Genomic DNA, 26,167 nt, shown 5'->3' with positions numbered 1-26,167 from the left:
AAAATATGTCAAAAACAATTGCAATCAATGCAGGTAGTTCAAGTCTGAAATTCACCTTATACGAAATGCCTGCTGAGGAAGAAATCGCTTCAGGAATCATCGAAAGAATTGGTTTAAATAATTCTATTTTTACTACGAAATATGCTGGTGAAAAATACAAAGTGATTGAAGATATTAAAAATCATGAAATTGCTATTCAAATGGTTCTAGATAAATTGATTGAATTAAAAGTGATTGCGAATTATGAAGAAATTACTGGTGTAGGACACCGTGTAGTAGCTGGTGGCGAATTATTTAAAGACTCAGCATTGATTACAGATGAAGTATTAGCACAAATTGAAGGTCTAGCTGAATTTGCTCCATTGCACAACCCAGCTAATGCTACAGGGATCAAAGCATTCAAACATTTGTTGCCAAATATTACAAGTGTAGCTGTTTTTGATACTTCATTCCATACAACAATGCCTAAAGAAAACTACTTATATAGTCTCCCGATGGAATACTATACTGACTTTTCAGCCCGTAAATATGGAGCACATGGAACGTCACATAAATACGTTTCTGAACGTGCTGCTGAATTATTAGGCAAACCCCTTGAAGAAACTAAAATTATCACGTGTCATTTGGGTAATGGCGGATCTATTACCGCTGTTAAAGGTGGAAAATCGATTGATACATCAATGGGATTCACTCCTTTAGCTGGTATTACAATGGGTACTCGTACTGGAGACATCGACGCATCAATATTGCCTTTCTTAATGAACAAATTAAACATTACAGATATTAATGATATGATCTACATTTTAAATAATAAATCTGGTTTGTTAGGTCTTTCTCATATTTCAAGTGACATGCGTGATGTTGAAGAAGCTGCAGAAAAAGGAAATGAAGATGCTCAAACTGCGTTAGATATTTTCTATAATCGTGTTAAAAAATATATTGGACAATATTTTGCTATCCTAAATGGTGCAGATGCAATTGTATTCACTGCTGGAATTGGAGAAAATTCTCCAGAAACTCGCCAAATTATTATTGATGGCATGAACTGGTTTGGTGCTGAAATTGATGCTGAGGCAAATAACGTTCGTGGTAAAGAGCGTATTATTTCTACTCCAGAATCAAAAGTTAAAGTATTATTGATTCCAACGGATGAAGAAATTATGATCGCTCGTGATGTTGAAAGATTGCGCGCATAATTAAAAGATAAAAAAAACAACCAATAGTTGGTTGTTTTTTTTGTCTTTTAATGAATGTTAATCTCTTTTATTTTCTAAATCTGTCCGTACAATCAAAACATCACAATTAGCATGTCGGATAACATACTCTGAGACGGAACCAATGAAAATACGCTCAACAGCATTCAAACCAGTTGCTCCTAACAAAATCAAATCAATCTTTTGATCTTCAGGAATTTGTTTTGCAATGATTACTTTTGGAGAACCGTATTCAATAGAATAAATAACATCTTGAACACGATGGTTTTTTGCATAACGTACATATTCTTCTAAGGTGTTTTTGGCTTGTTCACTTGCTTTGTCAGCCATAGCGCCATCGAAGGTAGAAATACTTTGAAATGCTCGAGTATCAATAACATGTGTAAGAACTAACGTAGCAGAATTACGAACTGCAACTTGTACAGCTTTTTTAAATGCTAATTCAGCTTCAGCTGAACCATCCACAGCAACTAAGATTCGATTATATTGTTGTAACATATACATCCACTCCATTCCTTATAGTTATAAAAATGAATAAATTCTTTCTAGACTTATTGTACTCCAAATGTATCCACTTTCATAGAAATATGAAAAAGAGAATGCTTTAATTTTTAAAGATTGGCTATTCATAATTTCATATTCGTCTGTTTAAGCTAAAGATAAAGAAAAGTAACGTAAGCATAACAAAGAGTAAAATGGCAAAAGCCAACCAAGTTGGATGAAAAAAAATGAGTATCAGAGAACCAAGTCCACCAATAAAGAAAAGAAAACCGTATATTTTGAAGAATGTATCTGCTTTTATTGGATTTTCTTTGTTAACGTTTGTTAGAAGTGCCATAGCTTTTCCAGTATAAAAAAAGTATGCTGTATAAAGCAATAGGAGTGAGAAAATAAAAAATAACACAGATAAAAGCATAATGAAACCTTCTTTCAATAAGATATGAGTAAACTAAGCATACCATATATTTTTATGAATTTAAGTAGAAATTCCCGCAAAGATTGTAAAAGAAAAAAGCCATTCAATTAAGAATGACTTTAAAAGTTTTAAACTTTTTAATGAGAAATCCGATGATGCCGTTGATATGCTCAGTTAGTCTTGAACCCGCAAGAAGCAGGTGGGCTCCGCTGTCAATCTTCTAACTACCAAGTGAAAAGGCATGTTATCCGATTGAACCAGTTTGGATCCCAAGGTAATATTAATTGTTCGGTCAACACATGTTGAACAAAACGAGCATCTCAGAAATCTTATACTTATAGTAGCATAGGTAGGTGTTATTGTCAATTATTTGCCTGTTAATCTATTTTAACTAAAGTCTACTAAATCAATGAAGAAAGCGGTTAATGCATTGTTTATCTACTTTTTTTTGAATTAATAAATTCATATTGTTTTGCTAAAGTATCTTCATATTTCCCGGTATGATTTGGAGTATAATAAGAAGCTTTTTTCAATCTATCAGGTAAATATTGCTGATTTACCCATGCACCCGGATAGCTATGTGGATAAAGATAGTCCACACCTCGTCCAAGTTTTTTTGCTCCGCTATAATGAGAGTCTCTTAAATGATCTGGTACATCGCCACTTTTTCCAGCACGCACATCTTGTAGAGCTGCATCAATCGCTACATAAGACGAATTTGATTTTGGAGATAGACATAAATCAACGACTACATTTGCTAAGGGAATTCTAGCCTCTGGAAGGCCAAGTTTTTCAGCTGCCTGGATGGCAGTGACAGTCCTAGAAGCGGCAGAAGGATTAGCTAGCCCGATATCTTCGTATGCTATAACCATTAAACGTCTTGATATAATTGGCAAATCGCCAGCTTCAATCAGTCTTGCGAGATAATGCATGGCGGCATTTACATCACTGCCACGGATTGATTTCTGTAAAGCTGAAATTACATCGTAATGAGCATCGCCATCTTTATCATGTGTTAAAGCTTTTCTTTGGATACATTCTTCTGCAATATTTAAAGTGATGTTTATCGTACCTTGTTCATCTGGATCTGTTGATTTGATTGCCAGTTCTAATCCATTTAACGAACTTCTCAAATCTCCATTTGTAGCTCTAGAAAAGTGTAGTAAAGCTTCATCTGTAATAACGACTTTTTCTTTTCCAAAACCTTTTTCTGAATCATTTACGGCATTCCACAAAGCACTTTGAATATCTTCATTAGAAAGAGGTTTAAGTTCGAAAATCTGAGTTCTGCTTCTGATGGCGGGATTGATCGTAATATATGGATTTTCTGTAGTGGCTCCAATTAAAATAATACGTCCGTTTTCTAGGTGAGGCAATAAAAAATCTTGTTTAGGTTTATCTAAGCGATGAACTTCATCTAAAAGTAAAATAACAGTACCGCTCATTTTAGCTTCTTCTACAACGATTTGTAGATCTTTTTTGGTGTCACTGGCAGCGTTTAAGACTCTAAAAGCAAATTTTGTCGTTCCGGCAATTGCACTCGCAATACTTGTTTTACCAATCCCAGGAGGACCATATAAAATCATTGATGAGAGCATTTTTGCTTCTACCATACGCCGAATGATTTTTCCTTTTCCAACTAAGTGTTGTTGTCCTACAATATTATCAATATGAGTTGGCCTCATTCGATAAGCTAAAGGTTGATTCATAGAAAAATATCCTCCCACTAATGTTCTTGTAATCAGTATACCACTGTGATTAGCAGGATTCTACAAGAAAGAACGTTTGTTTGAGTTGTGATTAAGTTACTTTTAGGAAGCAAATTGAATTTTTGGTTTGGCTTTTCTCAGTTTATTTGCGATAATGTTTAAGAAGCCATTTATTATGATCAGAATGAATTGAACTTATTAATAGTAAAGTTAGCGAGAAAGGAACTTTTTAATGAATGAAAAAAATGAATCTGATTTTTTTGCCAGTCTTTTAACGACTATGAATAAAAATTATTCCAATATTTTTTCAAAAACAGTTAAAGTTATGCTAGAAAATAAAGAAAAAGAAGCAGAAATTTCTCCTGAGAAAAATCCAAATGAAAGAATAGCCATAAGAACTTATTTAAAAGAGCACAAAATTCTTAAACAAGCTAAACAAGAAGCAGAAAGCATCTTGGCGGTTACGCTTCAGCAGTCAGAAAAAATGTATCAAGAAGTCCAACAAGATATCGAACTGGTTAAACGCGAAGTTGAATTAAAAAAAAGAAATACTCTTGAACAATGTGAGAAAGAACGAATTGAAGCGAAGGAATTTATTCAACAAGCTGAACAAGAGGCTGAAATTGTAATGAGTTTAGCTAGTTTAAAATCTAAGCAAGTTGAAGAAGAACTGTCATTAAAAAGAGTAGCTTATCAACAAGAAGTAGATAGTGAGTTAGAGAAATTAGTAAAAGAAAAAGAACAGTTTGGGCAATACCAACAACAAGTACAAGAATCAATTGAAAGAAAAGAAAAAGACTTCTTTTTTGAAAATCGAAAAAAAGCCGAACAAGAGCAAATGGAAAAAGAAAGAGCGCAAAATAAAATAGATTATTTGAAAGCATTGAACACTAAACGGAAAATATCTTCTTATCGAATTGGATTAGCTATTTTTGGATGTACAGTCGTATGGAGTTTATTATTAGTTGTGTTTAGGCAGTTCACATTAGTAGTTTCTTTTATTAGCTTATGCTTATTATTTATCATAGCTTGTTTAGCTTTTGCCTTAATTTACATCAACTTGGTTGGTGGAAAAAGCGAACAAAAGATTAAGCAAGTCGGTTTTCAAAATGCATCATTGCTTGATAAAAATAAAGAACTAATTGAAACGATAGAAAATCTCGAAAAAGACACCAAAAAACTGATTGAAGAAAAAATTGAATTTGAAAGAACAGAACGCTACTCACAAGATAATATTGAGTTTTTAAAAATTATACAGGCAGATTTGAAACAATCTGAAATGTATCGTAGAGTACTAGAGTCAGAGAATACGGCTTTAAGGAAATATTTAATTAGTGAAGAAACAATTGACTAAAAGAGTTATAATAGGCTTCAGAAAAAGGATTTTTTTGCAGGAGGAACGTTAAAGCATGACTAAATCATCATTTGAGCAAGTTCAAGAATTTCATGAAGTATTTGGTAAGGCGATAAAAAAAAGACCCCAGGCTTTAACGTCAGAAGAAGCTGTTAATCGGGCAAATTTTACAACTGAAGAATTAGTAGAATTTCTTTATGCTAGCGTAAAAGGGGATATTCCAAAATTTGATGCTTTAGTTTTAGAATGGCAGAAAGCTACTGAGGAAGCTATAAATAGAATAAAAGTGCAGCAAAAAGAAGTGCATAGTCCGTTGATTGGGCAAGTAGATGCGTTGACGGATGCAAATTATTTTAATTATGGTTCTTTTGTTCTCCTAGGTATTGATCCGGAGCCTATCTTCTCCATTGTGCATCAAGCAAATATGGGGAAAGTTTTTGCTGATGGCAAACCGCGTCACAGAAAAACAGATGGGAAAGTAATGAAACCAGCTAATTGGGAAACGGATTTTGCTCCTGAACCAAAAATTCGAGCAGAAATTGAGCGACAAATAAATCGAGCAGATGAGGGAATAGTATAAATGAAGACAGTTAAACAAATGATAAAAGAAACAAATACAAACGCAGCTTTTTATCAAGCGGTTTTTGGAATTGAAAAAGAAGGATTAAGAGTAAAGTCAAATGGACAGCTTGCGTTAACGGATCACCCACATGAATTTGGGAATAGAAATTTTCATCCATATATTCAAACAGATTTCAGTGAGTCGCAATTAGAATTAATCAGTCCTCCCTTAGCATCGGTCCAAGGAAGTTACAATTGGTTGGCAGCATTGCATGACGTTGCTCTTCAAACAATTCCTCTTGATGAATCAATATGGCCAATGAGCATGCCAATGGTTCTTCCAGATGAATCAATCATTCCTATTGCAAAGTTAGATAATCAAAAAGATGTTAAGTATAGAGAAACTTTGACTCACAAATACGGTAAAAAAAAGCAAATGATTAGCGGGTTACATTACAATTTTGAATTAGATGAGCAGCTGATTTCACGATTATTTGAAAGCCAAACAGATTATCCAGACAAAAATGTATTTAAATCGATGCTTTATTTGAAGCTAACAAAAAATTTCTTGCGCTATCGTTGGCTCTTAACCTACTTATTGGGAGCTTCTCCGATAGTAGATGATTCTTTTTTTACAGATCAAGAAATTCCGAAAAACTATGTTCGAAGTATTCGCAGCAGTCATTACGGATATGTCAATCGGCCAGATGTTTCTGTTTCATTCAATTCAATTGAAGAGTATGTTCACAGCTTAAAAAATATGGTAGAAAAAGGTCTTTTATCAGAAGAAAAAGAATTTTACTCAGCTGTTCGTTTTCGTGGAACGGATAAAGCAGAAAAATTATTAACTCAAGGCATTTCTTATCTTGAATTACGTGGTTTTGACTTAAATCCTTTCGACCCATTTGGTATGTCAAAACGAACCATCGAATTTATCCATCTTTTTTGTTTGTATATGATTTGGATGGATGAAACGGCTACTGTGGATGAAATTAAATTGGGAGAAGAGATGAGTCAATTAACGGCCATGGAACACCCAGAACAAAAATCTGGATTTCAAGCAGAAGGATTACGTTTATTAAATGAAATGGAAGAAATGCTTCAATCAACAAATGGACCAAAAGAAGCCTTTCACTTTATTCAAGAAGCTAAAAAACAAATCGGCGACCCTAAATTAACGATTGCTGCTCGTATGATAAAAGCTATAGAAGAAAAAGGCTCATATATCGAATTTGGTCTAGCGTTAGCTAAGCAGTATAAAGAAGAAGCTGTTAAGAGACCGTATAATTTAAGAGGATTTGAAAAATTAGAAATGTCTACTCAATTGCTGATAATGGATGCTATGCAAAAAGGTATTCAAGTAGAAGTATTAGATGAACAAGATCAATTCTTAAAATTAACGATTGGCAAACATATTGAATTTGTGAAAAATGGAAATATGACAGCGAAAGATACCTATATTGCTCCATTGATTATGGAGAATAAAACGGTCACTAAAAAAATACTTGCTTCGGCAGGGTTCCACGTTCCAGCTGGGGAAGAGTACACAACTTTGGAAGAAGGAAAAGAAGCATTCTGGCGTTACCAACAAAAGCAAATTGTAGTAAAACCTAAATCGACTAACTATGGTATAGGCATCTCTATTTTTAAACAATTGCCTACTAAAGAAGATTATGAACAAGCCATTGAGATTGCGTTCAAAGAAGATACAGCGATATTGGTTGAAGAATATATCTCTGGAACAGAATACCGGTTCTTTGTGTTAGATGGAAAAGTTCCAGCAATTTTATTGAGAATACCCGCTAATGTTGTTGGCGATGGTAAAAGAACTATAAAAGAATTGGTTGATAAAAAGAATGAAGATCCTTTGCGTGGTGAATTAAAACACCATTCTCCGCTTGAAAGGATAGAATTAGGCGAAATTGAACAATTGATGCTAAAGGGACAATCTTATACCATCGAAAGTATTCCTAAGAAAGATACCATCGTTTATTTAAGAGAAAATTCAAATATCAGTACGGGTGGAGATTCCATTGACGTTACAGATGAAATTGATGAAAGTTACAAGCAAGCAGCGATAGACATGTCTGAAATCATTGGTGCAAAAGTTAGTGGAATCGATTTGATCATTCCAGATCCAACTCTTTCGAGCACAAAAGAACACCGAGGATATACTGTATTAGAAGCTAATTTCAATCCTGCTATGCATATGCATGCGTTTGTCTATAAAGGCAAAGGCCGTCGTTTAACGATGGGAATCTTGAAAATGTTGTTTCCCGAATTATGGGAAAAAGAAACAATTAACGCATAAAATATACTTACTTGAAATAAGTGAGTTGTTGTATACAGAGAAAAGTGATAAACTTTAAGAATTGTAAGTTTGGATAAATTAGGGAGGACTTTCTTAGATGGAAAAAATGTATTTTGATCATGCCGCAACTAGTCCTATTCACCCAGAAGTTATTGAAGTCATTTATGAAGCAATGAAGAATCATTATGGAAATGCATCAAGTATCCATAATTTTGGCAGAGACAGCCGTCGCATAGTCGATAATGCACGAATGGTTTTTGCTAAAAGTATTGGTGCTAAACCGGGTGAAATTATTATTACTAGTGGTGGAACAGAATCAGATAATACCGCAATTATTGAAACGGCTTTAAAAAGACAACCGGACGGAAAACACATTATTACGTCAGCTGTTGAGCATCATGCTGTTTTGAAACCAATGGAATATTTAGAGAAGCTAGGATTTGAAGTAACCTATTTGCCAGTGAATAAAAGAGGGCAGGTCGACCCTATGATGGTTGAAGAAGCGCTGAGACCTGACACCATTTTAGTTTCGATCATGTATGCAAATAACGAAGTCGGTACTGTAATGGATATAGCTAAAATTGGTGCTATTATTGAAGAAAGTGAATCTACAGCATACTTTCATACTGATGCTGTACAAGCATATGGAACACAAAAAATCGATGTTAAAAGAGACCATATTGATTTATTGTCTATTTCTGGGCACAAAATTAATGGACCTAAAGGGATTGGATTTCTTTATGTTCATGAAGATATCTTTTTACCAAGCTTTATGCTGGGCGGCGAACAAGAAAAAAAACACCGAGCCGGTACTGAAGATATTCCTGCTATTGCTGGGTTACAAAAGGCGGTGGAAATTATGCAGCCGCAAAGAGAAGAACGCCAAGTAAAATATGTTGAATTACGAATGCAACTCATTGAATTACTTACCCAAGCGGATGTAACATTTGAGGTGAACGGAAATTCGGATAAACAATTGGCCAATGTAGTTAGTTTGTGGTTTAAAGGTGTTCCTGCTGAGCAGTTGTTAATGAGCTTGGATTTAGGTGGAATAGCTGTGTCAGCTGGTTCAGCGTGCACAGCTGGAAGTATCGAACCAAGTCATGTCTTATTAGCCATGTACGGAGAAAAGAGTCCTATTATTGCTGAAACTATTCGGATCAGTTTTGGTCTGGGCACAACTTCAGAACAAATCAGTTATTTAGCAGAACAAGTGATAAAAATTAGTTCAAGATTAAAAAGATAAAGTAAAATGAAATAAGTAGACAGGGTAGAGAGTCTGGAATAATTCCAGTCTCTCTACTAATTTTTATGAAAAAAGAATGAGAACTATGTTATAGTGGGATGAAAAGGGTTACGATTAACTTAAAAGAAAAGTGGGGGAACCATATGGCATTTGAAAAAAGAGCAGCTCTACTTGGATCTAATGAACAGTTTCAAGTAAGTTCTAGCGCAAAAAAATACACCTTAAGAGACAATGGATTTGAGGAAACAAAAAAAGGGAATTTTCAATTGACCCGTACGATGGATATCAATATGATAAATAATCAAGGGGTAAAGTTGAAAATTATCGTTTCAAATGAGTTAACCCAATTAAAAATTTCGGTAACAACAAACAATGGTCTGCGAACAGTAAATATCTACAATGGAGATGCGTATCAAGAAATTCGCGAACAAGTAGCATTTACACTCGAGAATCTTGTGGAACGCGGTGTATTAGAAAAAGTGTAATAAATAAAAAATCAGATAATCGAATAGAAGGGAGAGATGACTTATTGCTAGCATGTCTCCTTTTTTGGTTTGAGCAGCTTGATTTCTGACTAAAAGTTAGTATAATGATAGGGACTGAGAAAATACGACCTTCAAATCGTAAAGATTTTTCAGAATCTGTTTGAAATGATGGTGATGTAATGCAAGACAATAGCAAGACTCGTATCGTGGTTGGTATGAGCGGAGGAGTTGACTCATCCGTTACAGCTTTAGTATTGAAACAACAAGGCTATGATGTTGTGGGAATTTTTATGAAAAACTGGGATGACACAGATGAGTTTGGTGTTTGTACAGCGACAGAAGATTATAATGATGTTGCACTTGTAGCAAATCAAATTGGCATTCCGTATTATTCTATTAACTTTGAAAAGCAATATTGGGATAAAGTCTTTACCTACTTTTTAGAAGAATATAAAAAAGGACGTACTCCTAATCCAGATGTTATGTGTAACAAAGAAATTAAATTTAAAGCTTTCTTAGACTATGCTATTGAGTTGGGAGCAGATTACGTCGCTACTGGCCATTATGCTCAAGTAGAACGTGATGAAAATGGCGTTACACATATGTTAAGAGGATTAGATAACAACAAAGATCAAACTTACTTTTTAAATCAATTGTCGCAAGAACAATTAGCAAAAACGTTATTTCCTTTGGGAGGCATGCAAAAACCTGAAGTGCGTAGAATTGCTGAAGAAGCTGGGTTAGCTACAGCTAAGAAAAAAGACTCTACTGGTGTTTGTTTTATTGGAGAACGCGATTTCAAAAAATTCTTGATGACTTATTTACCTGCTCAACCGGGCAACATGGTGACGGTAGACGGCGAAGTAAAAGGACAACATGATGGCTTGATGTACTACACAATTGGGCAACGTCAAGGATTAGGTATTGGCGGCGGCGGAGCTTCAAGTGAACCTTGGTTCGTTGTTGGCAAAGACTTAGAATTAAATAATTTATACGTAGGACAAGGGTTCAATCATGAATGGCTGAAGGCTACTCATTTAGAAGCTTCTGACCTTCATTTCACAACGAATGAAGAAAAAGCTCTTACATTCAAATGTACAGCGAAATTCCGTTACCGACAAGCTGACACAAGCGTAACGGTTCACTTAAGTGAAGATAGAAAAACAGCTACAGTTGAATTTGATGAACCTGTGCGTGCCATCACTCCAGGGCAAGCAGTTGTTTTTTACGATGGTATGGAATGTTTAGGCGGCGGTACAATCGATGCAGCTTACAATGAAACAAAAGAACTACAATATGTTTAAAATTTAATAGATTAGTCAAAAAGTTAGGGATCAACACCTAGCTTTTTGTTATACATAAGCATAGTCGAGTAATTTAAACAAAAAGATTTGGTAACCACAGAGAGAAATCAATGACAGCAGTAGAATCCTATTGAATTTTGGTGTAAAATGGATAAAGTTGCAATAAGGAGGAAAATAGGATGGATCGAAATCATGAAGCTTTTCAGCTATGGGAAAAAGGCAAGTTTAATGAAGCCATTCAATTACTTATACAAGAAATTGATGATAATCCTGCAAATAGCGATTGTTATTACAATTTAGCAACGATGTTTATTTTAGGGAAAAAATACGAAGATGCAAAAGCTGTATTAGAAACAGCTATTGAAAAGTATCCTGAAAATCCTATTTTTGTCTATGCCTTTGGAAATTTATATTATGAAATCGAGGATTATACAACCGCTCTAACTTATTTTAAGCAAGTGTCCCAATTCGATGAGACCTCATTAAAAAAGGATGCTATGGTAATGATTGGGCAAATTTATTTAGCTTTAAATCAGTCTAAAATGGCATTAGCTTATTTTCTAAGTGCTTATGAAGAAGACAAACTAGACAAGACTTTAATTTTATTAATTGGGAATACGTTAATGCAGTTAGGTACATTTGAAGAAGCAAAAAAATACTTTGAATTAAGTATCGAACAATCACCTCAAAATGATGAAGCTTGGTTTAAACGTGGAGTAGTAGGGATGGCATTAAAAGAAGAAGTTGACTCTCTTAAGCAGTACTTCGATAAAGCAAAAGAATTAGATCCGGTAAAATATGAAGAACGCACCAAACAATTACAAGCGATAGAGGTCATGATGAAAAATCAAAAAGACTGATTGTTTTGAATACTTAAGATAGAAAAGGTGGTGGCAGGAAAGTGGTTATGCAAGACAACTTAGATTTATTTGCAGGAGACCCTCCCTATGTCGTAGGACAAGTTGCTGCAATCTTCTATCAAAATCCAACAAATTTTTATAAAGTAATTTTAGCACGAGTGGTCGATACAAATAGTTCCTTTACAGAAAAAGAAATTGTTGTTACGGGGAACTTTGGACAAATTCAAGAAGATGAGACATATCGTTTTTTTGGTCAATTGACTGACCATCCAAAATTTGGTGTGCAATTCACTGCGGAACGGTATCGACAAGAGAAACCAACTTCAGCAGAGGGTGTTATTGCCTATCTATCAAGTGATAAATTTCCTGGAATAGGAAAAAAAACGGCTGAAACAATTGTTGAACTTTTAGGTGATGATGCAATTGATCAAATTAATGCAGATGAAACAGTTTTAGGCAAGATTCCTGGCTTGAATAACAAAAAAAAAGAAGTCATTGTTAATATGATTCGTTCAAGTAATGGGATGGAAAAGATTATTATTGGACTAAATGATTTTGGTTTTGGGAGCCGTTTAGCTTATACGATCTATCAGACGTATCAAGCTGAAACACTGGAAATCATTCAAGAGAATCCATACCAATTAATTGAAGATATTGATAATATTGGATTCAAAAAAGCCGATGCAATCGCAGAAAATCTGGGCTTTGCAGCAGATTCTCCTGGGCGTATCCAGGCAGCTATTTTATTTTCGCTAAATGAGTTGTGTCTTAGTGAAGGTAACACCTATACATTAGCAGAATCTCTTTTACATGAAGCGATAAGAGTATTAGAAGAAAGTCGACCATTTATTATCGAACCGGATTTAGTGGCAAAAGAGTTATTAAATTTGGTTGAAGAAAATAAATTGATTGAAGATAACCATAAATTATATATCAAGTCACTGTATGCTGCTGAATGGGGAATTGCGACTTCGGTAAATCGTTTAATGGCGAACAGCAAAAAAATACAATATCCAGCACATAATATCCAAAAAGAAATTCGAAAAATGGAAAAAAGATTGGGTATCCAATATGGAGATTCACAAATTGAAGCCATTGAAGACGCTGTGACTTCACCAGTATTCATTTTGACTGGAGGACCTGGTACTGGGAAAACAACGGTACTAAATGGTATTGTAACTTTATTTGCAGAACTGAATGGTTTATCACTAGAAATAGATGATTATAAAGATAAGATTTTTCCTATTCTTTTAGCAGCTCCAACAGGACGTGCTGCTAAAAGAATGAATGAATCTACTGGACTGCCTAGTAGTACAATTCATCGACTTTTAGGGCTAAATGGCCAAGAGAAACCAAATGCGGAACTTTCTGATAGAGAATTAGAAGGCGGATTATTGATAGTAGATGAGATGTCAATGGTAGATACCTGGCTAGCAAATCAATTATTAAGAGCTGTACCACAAAATATGCAAGTTATATTTGTAGGAGATAAAGACCAATTGCCCTCAGTTGGTCCAGGTCAGGTATTGCATGATTTGATTAAGGCGAAACAAATTCCTAGTAGAGAATTGACTGAAATTTACCGTCAAGATGACGGTTCTTCAATTATTTCTTTAGCTCATGCAATAAAAGAAGGAAAGTTGCCGGCTGATTTCACAAAAAATAAAAAAGATCGATCATTTTTCCAATGCAATACTTATCAAATTGAACCTATTATTCGTCGTGTGGTAGAAAAGGCTAAAGAAAAGGGATTTACTGCCCAAGATATTCAAGTTTTGGCACCCATGTATCGAGGTCCTGCTGGAATAGATGCATTAAATAAAATGATGCAAGAAATTTTTAATCCCAATCCTTCAGGTAAACGAAAAGAAGTTAAATTTAATGAAAAAAGTTACCGCATTGGAGATAAAGTACTGCAATTGGTAAATTATCCAGAAATGAACGTATTTAATGGGGATATGGGAGAAATCGTTGGAATCAATCTAGCTAAGGAAACAGAAGATAAAGTGGATGAGATTGTGATTCAATTTGATGCCAATGAAGTCGTTTATAAACGAAATGAATGGATGAAAATCACTTTAGCTTATTGCTGTTCTATCCATAAGTCTCAAGGATCAGAGTTTAAAATGGTTATTTTACCAATGGTACAAAATTATCACCGCATGTTGAGACGTGACTTACTGTATACTGCTATTACAAGAAGTAGTGAGTTGCTTATTTTATGTGGTGAGCCCTATGCTTTTGAGGAATGTGTCGCTAAATCTTCGGCAACTAGATTAACCACATTGACAGAACGTCTATTGAAAGATAAAGAACAACAAGTCGAATTGGTTGTGAAACCAATCGTTAATAAAGAAAGACCAATAATAAAAGCTAAAGAAAAACAACCCTCTGTTATTGGTAATGAGCAACTGTCTGAAACTGAGAGTGAAATTGAGTCGATTGGTGAAAGGGAATCTAAAAATTATCGCTTAACAATCGATATGATTCAATCTAATGAAATTGATTCAATGATTGGAATGGCAGGAATTGTGCCGAATTTATAAAAAGAGCTTCAGAAGGCTGACCTTCTAAAGCTCTTTTTGCGGAATTTTGCTTAACAATAAAGGGTTACAAATGAATAATAATGATTAAATCCAAAAATAACGTGAGCTAGTTTTGAGCTGAAAGTCAATGGGTTGGTAAACTAATTCTTCGCCATCTGCATTAGAGTCAATAGTGAAAGTAGTTGTAAGTGAAATGTTTTTGGCTTGATAATAATACACATCTTTATAATTTAAATGTTTTCCTCCAAAAAGCATTAAGACAAAAAGATAAAGAAGGTTAAAAAAAGAACGCTTAGGTAAAATAATCAAATCTAATTTTCCATCTAATTGAGAGGCTTTTGGTGACACGGGTATGCCGCCACCAAAATAAGGATGGCTGTTTATGATAACTAAAAAAGCATCCTTAAATAATTTCGTTTCTCCATCAGTTGTAATAGTTAATGGAAAGGCGGTTTGTTTAAAGAAAACTTGAACTAAACTGGCGAAATAAACGAGAGAACCTAAATTTAGCTTGTTTAAAAGAGCTTTGAAAGGTGAATGATTTGCTTTTTTTACAACTGCAGCATCGAAGCCAATACCCACATTATTTACGGCAAAACCTTTAATTTGCTGAAGATGGTCATAATATTGAATAATATCTAACTTTTTAGCATTTTGAACAGTTAAAATTTGTTCTAAAGCTTTCACAGGATTTAATGAAATACCTGTCCCACGCGCAAAATCATTACCAGAACCTGCTGGGATAAGTCCTACAGAAATATGGGCAAACTGTTCTCCTAATCCTGTAATAACTTCATGCAAAGTGCCATCTCCGCCGATAACAATAATCAATTGAGATAAAGATGGCTGTTGGGTGATGTCTTGAGCGATAGCTTTAGTCAAAGCTATTGTATGTCCAGGATAAGTTGACCTATGTAATTGAAAAGATAGGTTTTTATCGGTAAGCAGTTTGCTAATTTTTTGGGCAGTTTTTTTCCCTTTTCCCGAACCTGACAGTTCATTAATAATAAGATGATAATTTTCTATAGTAGACATAGGCACTCCCTTTAAACTGCTTTTTTATTATTACTCAATTCTTATTATAGAACAAATGAAAATTAAATTTTTGGAATCTTTATGAGAAAGTAATGAAACTCTGCCGCAATCTTGTTTGAAGTGTTAGAATAAATAAAGATTTTGTTTCAGAGGTTTAGGAAGGAAGAAAGTGAATGAAGAAAAAAGTATTATCAAATAAATATGCACTAGGAGCACTTGATATTCTGTACATTATTGTTGGCTCACTTATTGCTGCTGTTGCATTTAACGTTTTCCTGTTGCCAAATTTGATTGTTTCAGGAGGTATTAGTGGGGTCAGTACAATCACAAGTAGTGTATTTAGTTGGGATCCTTACATTGTGCAACTGGCTTTTAATATACCTTTGCTTTTGCTTTGTTTTATCTTTCTAGGAAAAGAAGCAGGTTATAAAACCATTTTAGGAAGTTTGATTTTACCGACATTTATCGGTATGTTTAATTTCATGAAACCATGGACAGATGCTCCCCTATTGGCGGCTTTATTTGGTGGAGTTGTGACAGGTATTGGTTTAGGTATTGTGTTCAGAGCAAAAGCTTCAACGGGTGGGACAAGCATTATAGCCCAAATTATTCATGAGTACATAAAATTACCGTTAGGAATGAGTGTAGCTTTAATAGATGGCCTAGTGATCGTGGGTGCTTTGCTCGTTTTTGATGGAGAGGTTGTAATGTATTCTATTATTTCATTGTTTGTTATTAGTCGTACGATAGATGTTGTTCAAGTAGGTTTTAATCATTCTAAGACGGTCATGATTATTTCTGAATACCCAATAGAAGTTAAACAAGCAATTTTTAATACAGTTAATCGTGGAGTGACCACTTTAGGTATTAAAGGTGGATATGGAAATTCAGATAAAGAAATGTTGATGTGTGTCGTTGCGGAACAAGAATTCACACTTTTAAAAGATGCGATTCTAGATGTAGACGAAAATGCTTTTGTAGTCGTTATGAGTGCAAGTGAAGTATGGGGCCGCGGATTTACTTTAGCTAAAGAAAAGACGATTATCTAAAAGTTATTAGAAAAGATAGCATTTTAATTTATTGACAATTGAAGCAGATTCTCCTATACTTTAAACGTACTAAGGATAAAATTAATTTAATCACTTGTTTAAAGAAAAGTTTTCCGAGGCTGAAAGAAAACTAACAATATTAGGTAAATGCTCCCTTAATAAAATAGTAGCAATACTATCGTTTCTCACGTTATCGAGACTTAAGAGGTAATGAACCGTCGAATGACATCATTGCAAACAAGGTGGTACCGCGAACTTTTCGTCCTTGTCTAGCAATGCTGTTGTTGGACTTTTTTTGTATTTATTTTTAAACTAACTAGATTTGAATTTGAAGGGAAGAATAATATGAAAAAATTATCAAGTAATGAAGTTCGTCAACTATTTTTAGATTTTTTTGAATCAAAAGGACACAAAGTAGAACCAAGTGCATCACTAGTTCCTTTTGAAGATCCAACACTGCTGTGGATAAATTCTGGGGTAGCAACATTAAAAAAATATTTTGATGGATCTGTAGTTCCCGAAAATCCTCGAATCACAAATGCACAAAAAAGTATTCGTACCAATGATATTGAAAATGTGGGAAAAACGGCTCGCCATCATACATTATTTGAAATGCTTGGGAATTTCTCAATTGGAGAATACTTTAAAGAAGAAGCAATTGAATGGGCATGGGAATTTTTAACAGAAGGAAAATGGTTGGATCTAGATCCTGAAAAATTATATGTGACTGTTTATCCTGAAGATACAGAGGCTAAAAAGATTTGGAAAGAAAAAATCGGATTGACTAGTGATCATATTGTAGAAGTAGCCGATAACTTTTGGGATATTGGTGCTGGTCCAAGTGGTCCTGATTCTGAAATTTTTTACGATCGTGGCGAAGCGTTTAATGATTTAGCTGAAAATGATCCGGAAAACTATCCAGGAGGAGAAAATGAGCGTTGGTTAGAAATTTGGAATTTAGTATTCTCTGAATTTAATCATAAACCTGACGGTACCTACGAACCATTACCCAATAAAAATATTGATACAGGTATGGGATTAGAGCGTGTTGTCTCTATTTTACAAGATGCACCAACGAACTTTGAAACGGATTTATTTATGCCGATTATTGAAAAAGTCCAATCATTAAGCAAAATCAAGAAATATGGTGAAAATGCAACAGATGATATTTCATTTAAAGTCATTGCAGACCATGTTCGTGCGGTAAGCTTTGCTATTGGTGATGGTGCTTTGCCTTCCAATGAAGGACGTGGATATGTACTGCGTCGCTTGTTAAGACGAGCTGTTATGCATGGGAAGAAATTAGGCGTTGAAGAAGCCTTCATGTTTAAGTTGGTTCCTATTGTTGGAAAGATTATGGATAGCCATTATCCTGAGATTTTAGCACAAGAAGAATTTATTGTTAAAGTAATCAAGAATGAAGAAGAACGATTTCTTGAAACAATCAATGATGGGTTAACCATTTTGAATGAACGCATCAGTGAATTAAAAGCAAAAGGTGAAAAAATAATTATAGGATCAGATATCTTTAAATTATATGATACCTACGGATTTCCGGTTGAATTGACAGAAGAATATGCACAAGATGAAGGGTTAGAAGTAGATCATGAAGGATTTGAAATAGAAATGACTGCTCAAAGAAATCGAGCTCGTGCAGCTCGAGGAACTGAAAAATCAATGGGTGTTCAAACAAAATTATTCTCAGATTTAAAAGAAGAAAGTCTATTCGTAGGGTACAATCAAACAGCTGACACTGGTACTTTAGAAGTGATTGCAACGGATGAAGAACTTGTAACGGTAGTTCAACCTGGTGAAAGAGTTCGTTTGATTTTTGATCAAACACCATTTTACGCTGAAATGGGTGGGCAAATAGCAGATAAAGGGGTAGTCAAAGACTCAACCGGTAACATCGTTGCAAAAGTAGTAGATGTTAAGAAAGCTCCAGCAGGACAACCCTTGCATCTAGCAGAGGTATTAGAAGTTCTTACTGTAGGGAAAACGTATAAGCTTGAAGTTGATAAAGCTTTAAGAAACAAAATAACTAGAAATCACACGGCCACTCATTTATTGCATCAAGCATTAAAAGATTGTTTAGGTGAACACGCTAACCAAGCTGGTTCAGCAGTAACTCAGAATTATTTACGCTTTGACTTTACACATTTTGGTCAAATTACACAAAAAGAATTAGATGAAATGGAAAAAATCGTAAATGAAAAAATATGGGCATCTATTCCAGTAGTTACAGTAGAAACAGAGATTGCTAAAGCTAAAGAAATGGGTGCGATGGCATTATTTGGTGAAAAATATGGTGATTTGGTCCGTGTTGTAAATGTTGGCGATTATTCGATAGAGTTATGTGGTGGGGTTCACGTCAGTAATACGAGTGAGATCGGCATCTTTAAAATTATTTCTGAATCAGGAATAGGTGCAGGTGTCCGAAGAATTGAAGCTGTAACAAGTGAAGCTGCATATCATTTGCTGCAAATAGAACAAAAACGGTTAAATGAAGTAGCTGAATTAGTGAAAGCTCAGCAAACACAAGATATTATAGTGAAAGTACAACAATTGCAAAATGAATTAAAAGAAGTTCAAAAAGAGAATGAATCATTGCAAGCTAAACTAGCTAATGATCAAGCCGGTGACATCTTCAAGGATTTAAAAGAAGTAAACGGTATAACAATTGTTGCTGCTGAAGTCGATGTGAAAGATATGAATCAACTGCGTCAACTAGCAGATCAATGGAAACAGCAAGCTATTTCAAATGTTTTAGCATTAGGTTTTTCAAATGAAGGAAAAGTTAATTTGCTGACGGCTATTGATGCTGAAACTATTAAAAAAGGTTTTAAAGCTGGCGATCTGATTAAAACGATTGCCCCACTAGTTGGCGGTGGAGGTGGCGGACGCCCCGATATGGCTCAAGCAGGTGGGAAAAATCCAGCAGGCTTACAAGAGGCGTTAGCTAAAGTTACAGAATGGGTCAATGAGAAAAAATAAAGCTACTAAATTTAAAAAAATCTAGACAAAATTCTAGGTCTTTTTTGAAAAATAAAAAAACAAAGAATTTCTGACGTTCATTTCTGATAATCATTGTAGTTTGAAGTGCTTTCTTGTAAAATAAGAGTATATGTTACAGAAATTGAGGTGTAGACCATGAGTTCAACCGATGAAACAGTACGATTTAATGTTGGCGACAACAGTGAAAAAAGTGTGAAAGAAACTTTGAGTTTAGTCTATGATGCTTTGGAAGAAAAGGGATACAACCCAATCAATCAAATCGTTGGTTACTTACTTTCAGGAGATCCTGCTTACATTCCTCGTCATAAAGATGCTCGTAATCTAATTAGACGTCATGAACGTGACGAAATTGTTGAAGAGATTGTAAAAACCTATTTGAAAGAGAGTGGAAATAAAGCTTAATGAGAACAATGGGATTAGATGTCGGTTCCAAAACTGTTGGTGTAGCCGTTAGTGATCCATTTGGCTGGACAGCACAAGGAATCGAAATCGTTAAAATTAATGAAGTACAAGAAGAATATGGTATAGACCGGATCGGCGAATTGATCAACATTCATGAAGTCACGAAAGTAGTTATTGGTTTACCTAAAAATATGAATAATTCTATCGGACCTCGCGCAGAAGCTTCTCTTCGGTATGCTGAATTAATTAAAGAAACATTTAATTTACCGGTAATATTGCAGGATGAACGCTTAACAACTGTTCAAGCTGAAAGAATGCTTATAGAAGAAGGAAATACCTCTAGAGCCAAAAGGAAAAAAGTAATTGATAAATTGGCTGCAGTTATCATCCTTCAAAATTATTTGAATCAAAATCAAAACTAGTAATTCAATAGATAGTACGCTAAAATGAATAAGAAATGTAATTTATATTAAAGGAGTGTTGACCAATGTCACATGACCACAATCACGACCATGACCACGAACACGACCATGATCATGAACATATCACATTAGTAGATGAACAAGGTAATGAACAATTATACGAAATTTTATTTACATTTGATTCAGATGACTATGGCAAATCTTATGTTTTCGTTTACCCGGCTGGTGCCAATGAAGGAGAAGAAGTAGAACTTGAAGTTTACTCATTCATTGAAACCGATACTGGAGAACAAGGTGAGTTAAAGCCAATCGAAACTGAAGAAGAATGGGATATGATCGAAGAAGTATTAAATACATTTTTAGCAGATGAAGAAGAATAATTCGTTTATTCAAATTATGAAACTATAAGTAAGATATATGAAAAGCTGACAAATTTTATTTGTTGGCTTTTTTTTGTTCTCATGAACTATGATATCATGTATAATGATACAAGTTAGTGTCATAGGTAAAATGAAAAGATCAAGGAAAGTCTTGGTATAGTTAGGAGGATCGCTTCTTGTCAAAAAGAAAAAAGAACAATCAAACAAAAAATCATGAAGAAGTAAAAATCGATTCAACTAGTATAGCAAGTGAAAGACAAAAAGAAAAAAAATTGGTTAAGAGAATTGTACTTAGCATCTTAGCCGCATTTATTCTATTGTTGATTCTTTTTGGCTTAATAGGATACCAATATGTTACCACTTCTTTAGAACCACTAGACGAAGAGAATAAAACGGAAAAGATGGTTGAAATTCCCACAGGTTCTAGTTCTAAAGATATTGCACGAATTTTGCAAGATAATGGTGTTATAAAAAGTGCTATTGTATTTAGTTATTATATTCGCTTGAATAATGAAACAGGATTTCAAGCTGGAGAGTATGAATTTTCACCTTCGATGTCGCTTGATTTAATTATTGATCAACTTCAGCAAGGTGGAACAACTGCCGAATATGAAGGAATTAGAATATTAGTTAAAGAAGGTACATCGATTGACCAGATTGGAGATACTGTTGCTGAAAATACAGAGTATACTAAAGAAGATTTTTTAACAGCTATCCAAGATGAGAAATTTTTAGCAGATGTGCTGATCAAATACCCTGAATTATTAACTTCAGCTCTTGAAGCTGAAGATACTAGATATCAGTTAGAAGGCTATCTATTCCCTGCGACTTATGACTTCCCAGAAGAAATGTCATTAGAAGAACTGATTGAAAACATGATCAGTAGAATGGATGAAGAAATGCAGACATTTTATCCTGAAATTAAAGATTCAGATAGAACGATACAAGATATTTTAACAATTGCTTCATTAGTCGAACGTGAAGGATTTACGTTAGAAGACCGTAAATTAATTGCTGGCGTTTTTTATAATCGATTGGCAATTGATATGCCTTTACAAACGGATATTGCTGTTCTTTATGCATTAAATGAACACAAAGAATATATATCAAACACAGATGTTTCAGTAGAATCTCCTTACAATTTATATAGATATCCTGGATTTGGTCCTGGACCTGTAAACAGTCCAAGTGCAGATGCTATAAAAGCAACGCTACAACCAACTGAATCAGAATATATCTATTTTTTAGCAGATATGGAAACAGGTAAAATTTATTACGCTGAAACATATGAACAACATTTAGAATATAAAGCAGAATATGTCGATTAAGTTGAATGAAGGATAAAGAAAAAAAAGCATTGAATCACTTGATTCAATGCTTTTCACAAGAAAAGAGGAATAAGGATGACGAACAAAAAAAGACCAATAGTAATTGGTGTTACTGGTGGATCTGGTAGTGGGAAAACTAGTGTAAGTCGTGCAATCTATAATCAATTTGCAGGTCATTCTATATTAATGCTAGAACAAGATTTTTATTATAAAGATCAAAGTGATTTATCCTTCGAGGAGCGTTTAAAAACAAACTATGATCATCCTTTTGCATTCGATACTGATTTACTTATTCAGCACTTAGAAGATTTAATCGATTATAAATCTATTGAAAAACCGGTTTATGATTATGCTGCACATACAAGAAGTAAGAATATTATTATACAAGAACCCAAAGAAGTTATCATATTGGAAGGTATCTTAATTTTAGAAGATGTACGACTAAGAAAATTAATGGATATAAAAGTATATGTTGATACGGATGATGATATACGTATTATTCGACGTATCAAACGAGACATAGAAGAACGGGGCCGCACGTTAAATTCTGTTATCAATCAGTACTTAAATGTGGTGAAGCCGATGCATCACCAATTTGTAGAGCCTTCTAAGAAATATGCGGATATTATTATTCCAGAAGGTGAAACGAATCAAGTGGCTATTGACTTAATGACAACTAAAATTAGAAGTATATTAGTTGAAGAAATGATTTTACCAAACAATTAAGCTTTTATTTCAATTGAAAATGGATAAAACTGCCACTAAAAGATGATAGTTGAATTAAAAATTTTAACGAATCAAATTTTTTTGTTTACAAATAGAATGCAACATGGTATCTTGTCAATATTGAAAAATATAATTACGCTTTCAACTAAATAGTGAAAGTAAGAGTCAGATATGATTTTAAAAAAGGAGCTTTTATTAAATGATTGAAAAAGTATATCCAATGACATTAGAAGGTCGAAAGAAATTAGAGGAAGAATTAGAATATCTTAAAACAGTTAAACGAAAAGATATTGTTGAAAGAATCAAAATTGCTCGTAGTTTTGGAGATTTATCTGAAAATTCTGAGTATGAGTCAGCAAAAGATGAACAAGCCTTTGTTGAAGGAAGAGTAACAACTATCGAAAATATGTTGCGTTTTTCTGAAATTATAGATAACTCGAAAACGGCAGCAGATGAAGTTTCATTGGGCAGAAAAGTAACATTTGTTGAATTGCCTAATGGAGATGAAGAAGAATATTCGATTGTTGGTAGTGCTGAAGCTGATCCGTTTAACGGATTGATTTCGAATGATTCACCGATTGCCAAAGCTTTAATTGGTAAAAAAGTAGGTAGCGAAGTAACTTTTTCTACACCTGGTGGAGATATGCTAGTTAAAATTATAGATATTAGTTAAAAAATGTACTTTTTAATAAAAGCTACTCGTTTTGAGCAGCTTTTATTTTTTTTGAATATACGCCTTTAGGCTTAGTTGAAGTTCATGCTAAAGAACATTACATTATGTAACAAAAACGGTATACTGATTAAAAGAAAGTATGCAAAGGGGACTTAATAGATATGAAAAATAATTGGAAATGGTTCTTATTAATTGAATCCCTCTTAATAATAGTGACATTGTACCAACTTATTAATAATCTATTTATATTAGGGCTCTTTGCTATTGGATGTTGGTTAATATTTTTAGGTAGGAAGCAACAAGAAAGAAGGAAAAAGACAAATCTAGCTATTGGACTCTTATTGACGGCATTTGCTTTAATGTCTCTCGGCGGTTTCTGGTATATGTCAATAGCGGCCGTTATCTTTTTTTATATGAATTATGGAAAAGTATTCTCTAAAATGGATACATTTAATTTTCAACAAGCACCATGGAATGAAAAAGAAATAGTAGTTGTTGAAACAACTGACAGTTTACCAAAGAATGCTAAAAGGTTTAAAAGAAATTGGTTAGGAAATGAAAGAATCGGTAGTTCGATTTATGAATGGGATGACATTAATTTTTCGATTTTTATGGGAGATACGATCATTGATTTAGGAAATACTTTATTACCTAAAGAGGAGAGTTATATTCTTATTCGAAAAGGATTTGGAAAAACACGTATCTTGGTTCCAACTGGAATTGGCGTAATGATTGAACATAGCTCTGTTAAAGGAAAAGTTTTATTTGAGGGGCAATGTTATATGTTGGAAAATGAATCCATTAAAATGTATAGCAAACAATATGAAAGTCAAGCTAGGACTATAAAAATAATAACAAGTGTGATAGTAGGAGATTTAGAGGTGATCACAATATGAAACAAAAAGTAATCAGAAACCTTTTTTTTACTAGTAGCACACTGGTTTTTGTCTTGTTTTTTGTTGTCATAGCTAGTTATAGCTATGCGGCTTCTCCTCAAACTTGGTATTTAGATATTTTTACAGTACGCTTTATCTATATCCCTTTTATTTGGTATTTACTGGCTGCTTCAGCAGCGATTGGTCTAGCTATAACACTTGGTGCTTATTATGTTAATAAACGCCAGTGGCAGCAGATTGAGGAGATACTTCATACGTTTGTTAAGGGAGATTATTCGAAAGACTTATTTGATAAAATTCTTATTAAGAATAAAGAAGATTATTTTTTTTCAAATGAGTTAAAAAAAGTACTTGCTGATATTCGAGAAAAATTAGCCGCATTAGCTAATGAAGTTCAAATGAATAGTAGTAGTACAGCTAATTCTATCAATGGGCAAACAAAAGAGGAAATACTGGTGTCTGAACGTCATCGATTGGCTCGTGAGTTACATGACTCTGTTAGTCAACAACTCTTTGCTGCTATGATGATGTTATCTGCTTTAAATGAGCAAATGGACCAGTCCCATGGCGCTTTACAAGGACAAGTGAAATTAATAGAATCCATTGTAAATGAAGCTCAATCAGAAATGAGGGCCCTATTACTTCATTTAAGACCTATTAATTTAGAAGGTAAGTCATTAAAAAAAGGAATTGAACAACTTTTAAATGAGATGAGTACGAAAATTCAAATTGAATTAAAGTGGGATATTGATGATGTTTCGCTAAAAAATGGCATAGAAGATCATCTTTTCCGAATTGTTCAAGAACTGCTTTCTAATACATTGCGTCATTCGAAAGCAAAGGGATTAGAAGTTTATCTCCACATAATTGATCAATCTGTCATGTTAAGGGTGATTGACGATGGAATTGGATTTAATACAACCGAAAACAAAGCTGGAAATTATGGTTTGCAAAATATTAATGAACGTGTTCTGAGTATGGGAGGAACATGCAAAATTATCAGTTTTAAAAATAAAGGAACAAGTGTAGAAATAAAAATACCGCTTATGGATACGATTAAACAAGGAGGAGGTAGGGTATGATTAAAGTGCTATTAGTTGATGATCATGAAATGGTTCGATTAGGGGTTTCATCTTATCTAGCTATTCAAAATGATATAGAGGTTATAGGAGAAGCTGAAAATGGAAAAATTGGCTATGAGAAAGCGATAGAACTACGCCCAGATGTCATATTAATGGATCTAGTGATGGATGTGATGGACGGAATTGAGTCAACAAAAGCAATTATGAACGATTGGCCAGAAGCAAAAATAGTTATTGTGACAAGTTTTATCGATGATGAAAAAGTCTATCCTGCACTTGAAGCAGGCGCCTCTAGCTATATTCTGAAGACATCTACAGCGAGTACCATTGCTAATGCGATTCGTTCTACATATGAGGGCGAAATTATTCTTGAACCTGAAGTAACAGTAAAAATGATGGAACGCTTAACAAAGAAACAAATTCATCAATTACATGATGACTTAACGAATCGTGAACAAGAGATTCTAATGTTGATTGCTCAAGGCAATTCTAATCAAGAAATTGCAGACGCACTTTTTATCACCCTTAAAACGGTCAAAACGCATGTCTCAAATATTTTAGCTAAATTAGAAGTAGAAGATAGGACACAAGCAACTATTTATGCTTTTAAACACCACCTTATTGAATAAAGTGAAAAAGGTTAAGCTGAATAA

Annotated in this window: 24 protein-coding genes and 1 other RNA gene; 21 read left to right on the top strand and 4 right to left on the bottom strand. The window is 34.0% G+C overall.

Annotated features, from left to right (window positions below; all coding sequences use genetic code 11):
* Positions 1 to 5 precede the first annotated feature (5 nt).
* On the top strand, positions 6 to 1,196 hold the full coding sequence (locus tag BP17_RS08670) for an acetate/propionate family kinase (protein ID WP_035053522.1): 1,191 nt from the start codon (positions 6 to 8) through the stop codon (positions 1,194 to 1,196).
* A gap of 57 nt (positions 1,197 to 1,253) precedes the next feature.
* On the opposite strand, the gene BP17_RS08665 is transcribed toward BP17_RS08670, so the two are convergent.
* The gene (locus BP17_RS08665) at positions 1,254 to 1,712 is read right to left on the bottom strand and encodes a universal stress protein (RefSeq protein WP_035053520.1); all 459 of its coding nucleotides are present in this window, start codon (positions 1,710 to 1,712) and stop codon (positions 1,254 to 1,256) included.
* A gap of 230 nt (positions 1,713 to 1,942) precedes the next feature.
* Here BP17_RS08665 and BP17_RS13770 point away from each other — a divergent pair, with 230 nt between their 5' ends.
* Positions 1,943 to 2,068, top strand: coding sequence for a hypothetical protein (locus BP17_RS13770; protein ID WP_269544513.1), 126 nt, complete (start codon positions 1,943 to 1,945; stop codon positions 2,066 to 2,068).
* A 204-nt stretch (positions 2,069 to 2,272) separates the two neighbouring features.
* On the opposite strand, the gene ssrS is transcribed toward BP17_RS13770, so the two are convergent.
* A non-coding RNA gene (gene ssrS / locus BP17_RS13290) (6S RNA) lies at positions 2,273 to 2,460 on the bottom strand.
* 104 nt (positions 2,461 to 2,564) lie between these two features.
* The gene (locus BP17_RS08655) at positions 2,565 to 3,839 is read right to left on the bottom strand and encodes a replication-associated recombination protein A (protein WP_035053516.1); all 1,275 of its coding nucleotides are present in this window, start codon (positions 3,837 to 3,839) and stop codon (positions 2,565 to 2,567) included.
* A gap of 232 nt (positions 3,840 to 4,071) precedes the next feature.
* Between BP17_RS08655 and BP17_RS08650 the strand changes: the two genes are divergently transcribed.
* From BP17_RS08650 to recD2, 8 genes are all read left to right on the top strand, one after another.
* Positions 4,072 to 5,193, top strand: coding sequence for a hypothetical protein (locus tag BP17_RS08650; RefSeq protein ID WP_035053514.1), 1,122 nt, complete (start codon positions 4,072 to 4,074; stop codon positions 5,191 to 5,193).
* Between the two features lie 55 nt (positions 5,194 to 5,248).
* Positions 5,249 to 5,773 carry a pyrophosphohydrolase domain-containing protein gene (locus BP17_RS08645; protein WP_035053512.1) on the top strand — a complete coding sequence of 175 codons (525 nt, stop codon included), beginning with the start codon at positions 5,249 to 5,251 and terminating at the stop codon, positions 5,771 to 5,773.
* A complete protein-coding gene (gene gshAB, locus BP17_RS08640; protein ID WP_035053510.1) occupies positions 5,774 to 8,065 on the top strand; it encodes a bifunctional glutamate--cysteine ligase GshA/glutathione synthetase GshB in 2,292 nt (763 codons plus the stop codon).
* Between the two features lie 97 nt (positions 8,066 to 8,162).
* Positions 8,163 to 9,311 (top strand): cysteine desulfurase family protein, encoded by a 1,149-nt coding sequence (locus BP17_RS08635; RefSeq protein WP_035053508.1) that lies wholly within the window; start codon positions 8,163 to 8,165, stop codon positions 9,309 to 9,311.
* A 143-nt stretch (positions 9,312 to 9,454) separates the two neighbouring features.
* Positions 9,455 to 9,796, top strand: coding sequence for a cysteine desulfurase (locus BP17_RS08630; RefSeq protein ID WP_035053505.1), 342 nt, complete (start codon positions 9,455 to 9,457; stop codon positions 9,794 to 9,796).
* Positions 9,797 to 9,975: 179 nt separating this feature from the next.
* On the top strand, positions 9,976 to 11,100 hold the full coding sequence (mnmA, locus tag BP17_RS08625) for a tRNA 2-thiouridine(34) synthase MnmA (RefSeq protein WP_035053502.1): 1,125 nt from the start codon (positions 9,976 to 9,978) through the stop codon (positions 11,098 to 11,100).
* 179 nt (positions 11,101 to 11,279) lie between these two features.
* Positions 11,280 to 11,960: a tetratricopeptide repeat protein gene (locus tag BP17_RS08620; RefSeq protein WP_035053500.1), complete on the top strand. Its 681-nt coding sequence runs from the start codon at positions 11,280 to 11,282 to the stop codon at positions 11,958 to 11,960.
* A 47-nt stretch (positions 11,961 to 12,007) separates the two neighbouring features.
* Entirely contained in the window at positions 12,008 to 14,506 is a 2,499-nt protein-coding gene (gene recD2, locus BP17_RS08615) for an SF1B family DNA helicase RecD2 (RefSeq protein WP_035055354.1), read from the top strand.
* 84 nt (positions 14,507 to 14,590) lie between these two features.
* Here the strand turns inward: recD2 and BP17_RS08610 are convergent, their stop codons facing one another.
* Complete coding sequence (locus BP17_RS08610) at positions 14,591 to 15,541, bottom strand: diacylglycerol/lipid kinase family protein (protein WP_035053498.1); 951 nt, start codon at positions 15,539 to 15,541, stop codon at positions 14,591 to 14,593.
* Between the two features lie 173 nt (positions 15,542 to 15,714).
* Between BP17_RS08610 and BP17_RS08605 the strand changes: the two genes are divergently transcribed.
* From BP17_RS08605 to BP17_RS08555, 11 genes are all read left to right on the top strand, one after another.
* Positions 15,715 to 16,590, top strand: a complete 876-nt coding sequence (locus BP17_RS08605; RefSeq protein ID WP_035053496.1) for a YitT family protein — start codon at positions 15,715 to 15,717, stop codon at positions 16,588 to 16,590.
* Between the two features lie 345 nt (positions 16,591 to 16,935).
* Positions 16,936 to 19,584 (top strand): alanine--tRNA ligase, encoded by a 2,649-nt coding sequence (gene alaS / locus BP17_RS08600; protein WP_035053494.1) that lies wholly within the window; start codon positions 16,936 to 16,938, stop codon positions 19,582 to 19,584.
* A 156-nt stretch (positions 19,585 to 19,740) separates the two neighbouring features.
* On the top strand, positions 19,741 to 20,007 hold the full coding sequence (locus BP17_RS08595) for an IreB family regulatory phosphoprotein (protein WP_035053492.1): 267 nt from the start codon (positions 19,741 to 19,743) through the stop codon (positions 20,005 to 20,007).
* Positions 20,007 to 20,429, top strand: a complete 423-nt coding sequence (gene ruvX / locus BP17_RS08590) for a Holliday junction resolvase RuvX (RefSeq protein WP_035053490.1) — start codon at positions 20,007 to 20,009, stop codon at positions 20,427 to 20,429. Before BP17_RS08595 ends, ruvX begins: the two co-directional genes overlap by 1 nt.
* 65 nt (positions 20,430 to 20,494) lie before the next feature.
* On the top strand, positions 20,495 to 20,809 hold the full coding sequence (locus BP17_RS08585; RefSeq protein WP_035053487.1) for a DUF1292 domain-containing protein: 315 nt from the start codon (positions 20,495 to 20,497) through the stop codon (positions 20,807 to 20,809).
* 176 nt (positions 20,810 to 20,985) lie between these two features.
* Positions 20,986 to 22,137: an endolytic transglycosylase MltG gene (gene mltG / locus BP17_RS08580; RefSeq protein ID WP_035053485.1), complete on the top strand. Its 1,152-nt coding sequence runs from the start codon at positions 20,986 to 20,988 to the stop codon at positions 22,135 to 22,137.
* Positions 22,138 to 22,212: 75 nt separating this feature from the next.
* Positions 22,213 to 22,863 carry a uridine kinase gene (gene udk, locus BP17_RS08575; protein WP_035053483.1) on the top strand — a complete coding sequence of 217 codons (651 nt, stop codon included), beginning with the start codon at positions 22,213 to 22,215 and terminating at the stop codon, positions 22,861 to 22,863.
* A gap of 199 nt (positions 22,864 to 23,062) precedes the next feature.
* Positions 23,063 to 23,536, top strand: a complete 474-nt coding sequence (greA, locus tag BP17_RS08570; protein ID WP_035053481.1) for a transcription elongation factor GreA — start codon at positions 23,063 to 23,065, stop codon at positions 23,534 to 23,536.
* A 161-nt stretch (positions 23,537 to 23,697) separates the two neighbouring features.
* Entirely contained in the window at positions 23,698 to 24,432 is a 735-nt protein-coding gene (liaF, locus tag BP17_RS08565; protein WP_035053479.1) for a cell wall-active antibiotics response protein LiaF, read from the top strand.
* Positions 24,429 to 25,514, top strand: coding sequence for a sensor histidine kinase (locus tag BP17_RS08560; protein WP_035053476.1), 1,086 nt, complete (start codon positions 24,429 to 24,431; stop codon positions 25,512 to 25,514). The genes liaF and BP17_RS08560 overlap by 4 nt, the downstream gene beginning before the upstream one ends.
* Complete coding sequence (locus BP17_RS08555; RefSeq protein WP_035053474.1) at positions 25,511 to 26,143, top strand: response regulator transcription factor; 633 nt, start codon at positions 25,511 to 25,513, stop codon at positions 26,141 to 26,143. The genes BP17_RS08560 and BP17_RS08555 overlap by 4 nt, the downstream gene beginning before the upstream one ends.
* The last annotated feature ends 24 nt before the right edge of the window (positions 26,144 to 26,167 follow it).

The sequence above is a fragment of the Carnobacterium pleistocenium FTR1 genome (assembly GCF_000744285.1).
GTDB lineage: Bacteria > Bacillota > Bacilli > Lactobacillales > Carnobacteriaceae > Carnobacterium_B > Carnobacterium_B pleistocenium.
Note: the sequence above shows the minus strand (reverse complement) of the source record. Positions and strands in the feature narration are given on the sequence as shown.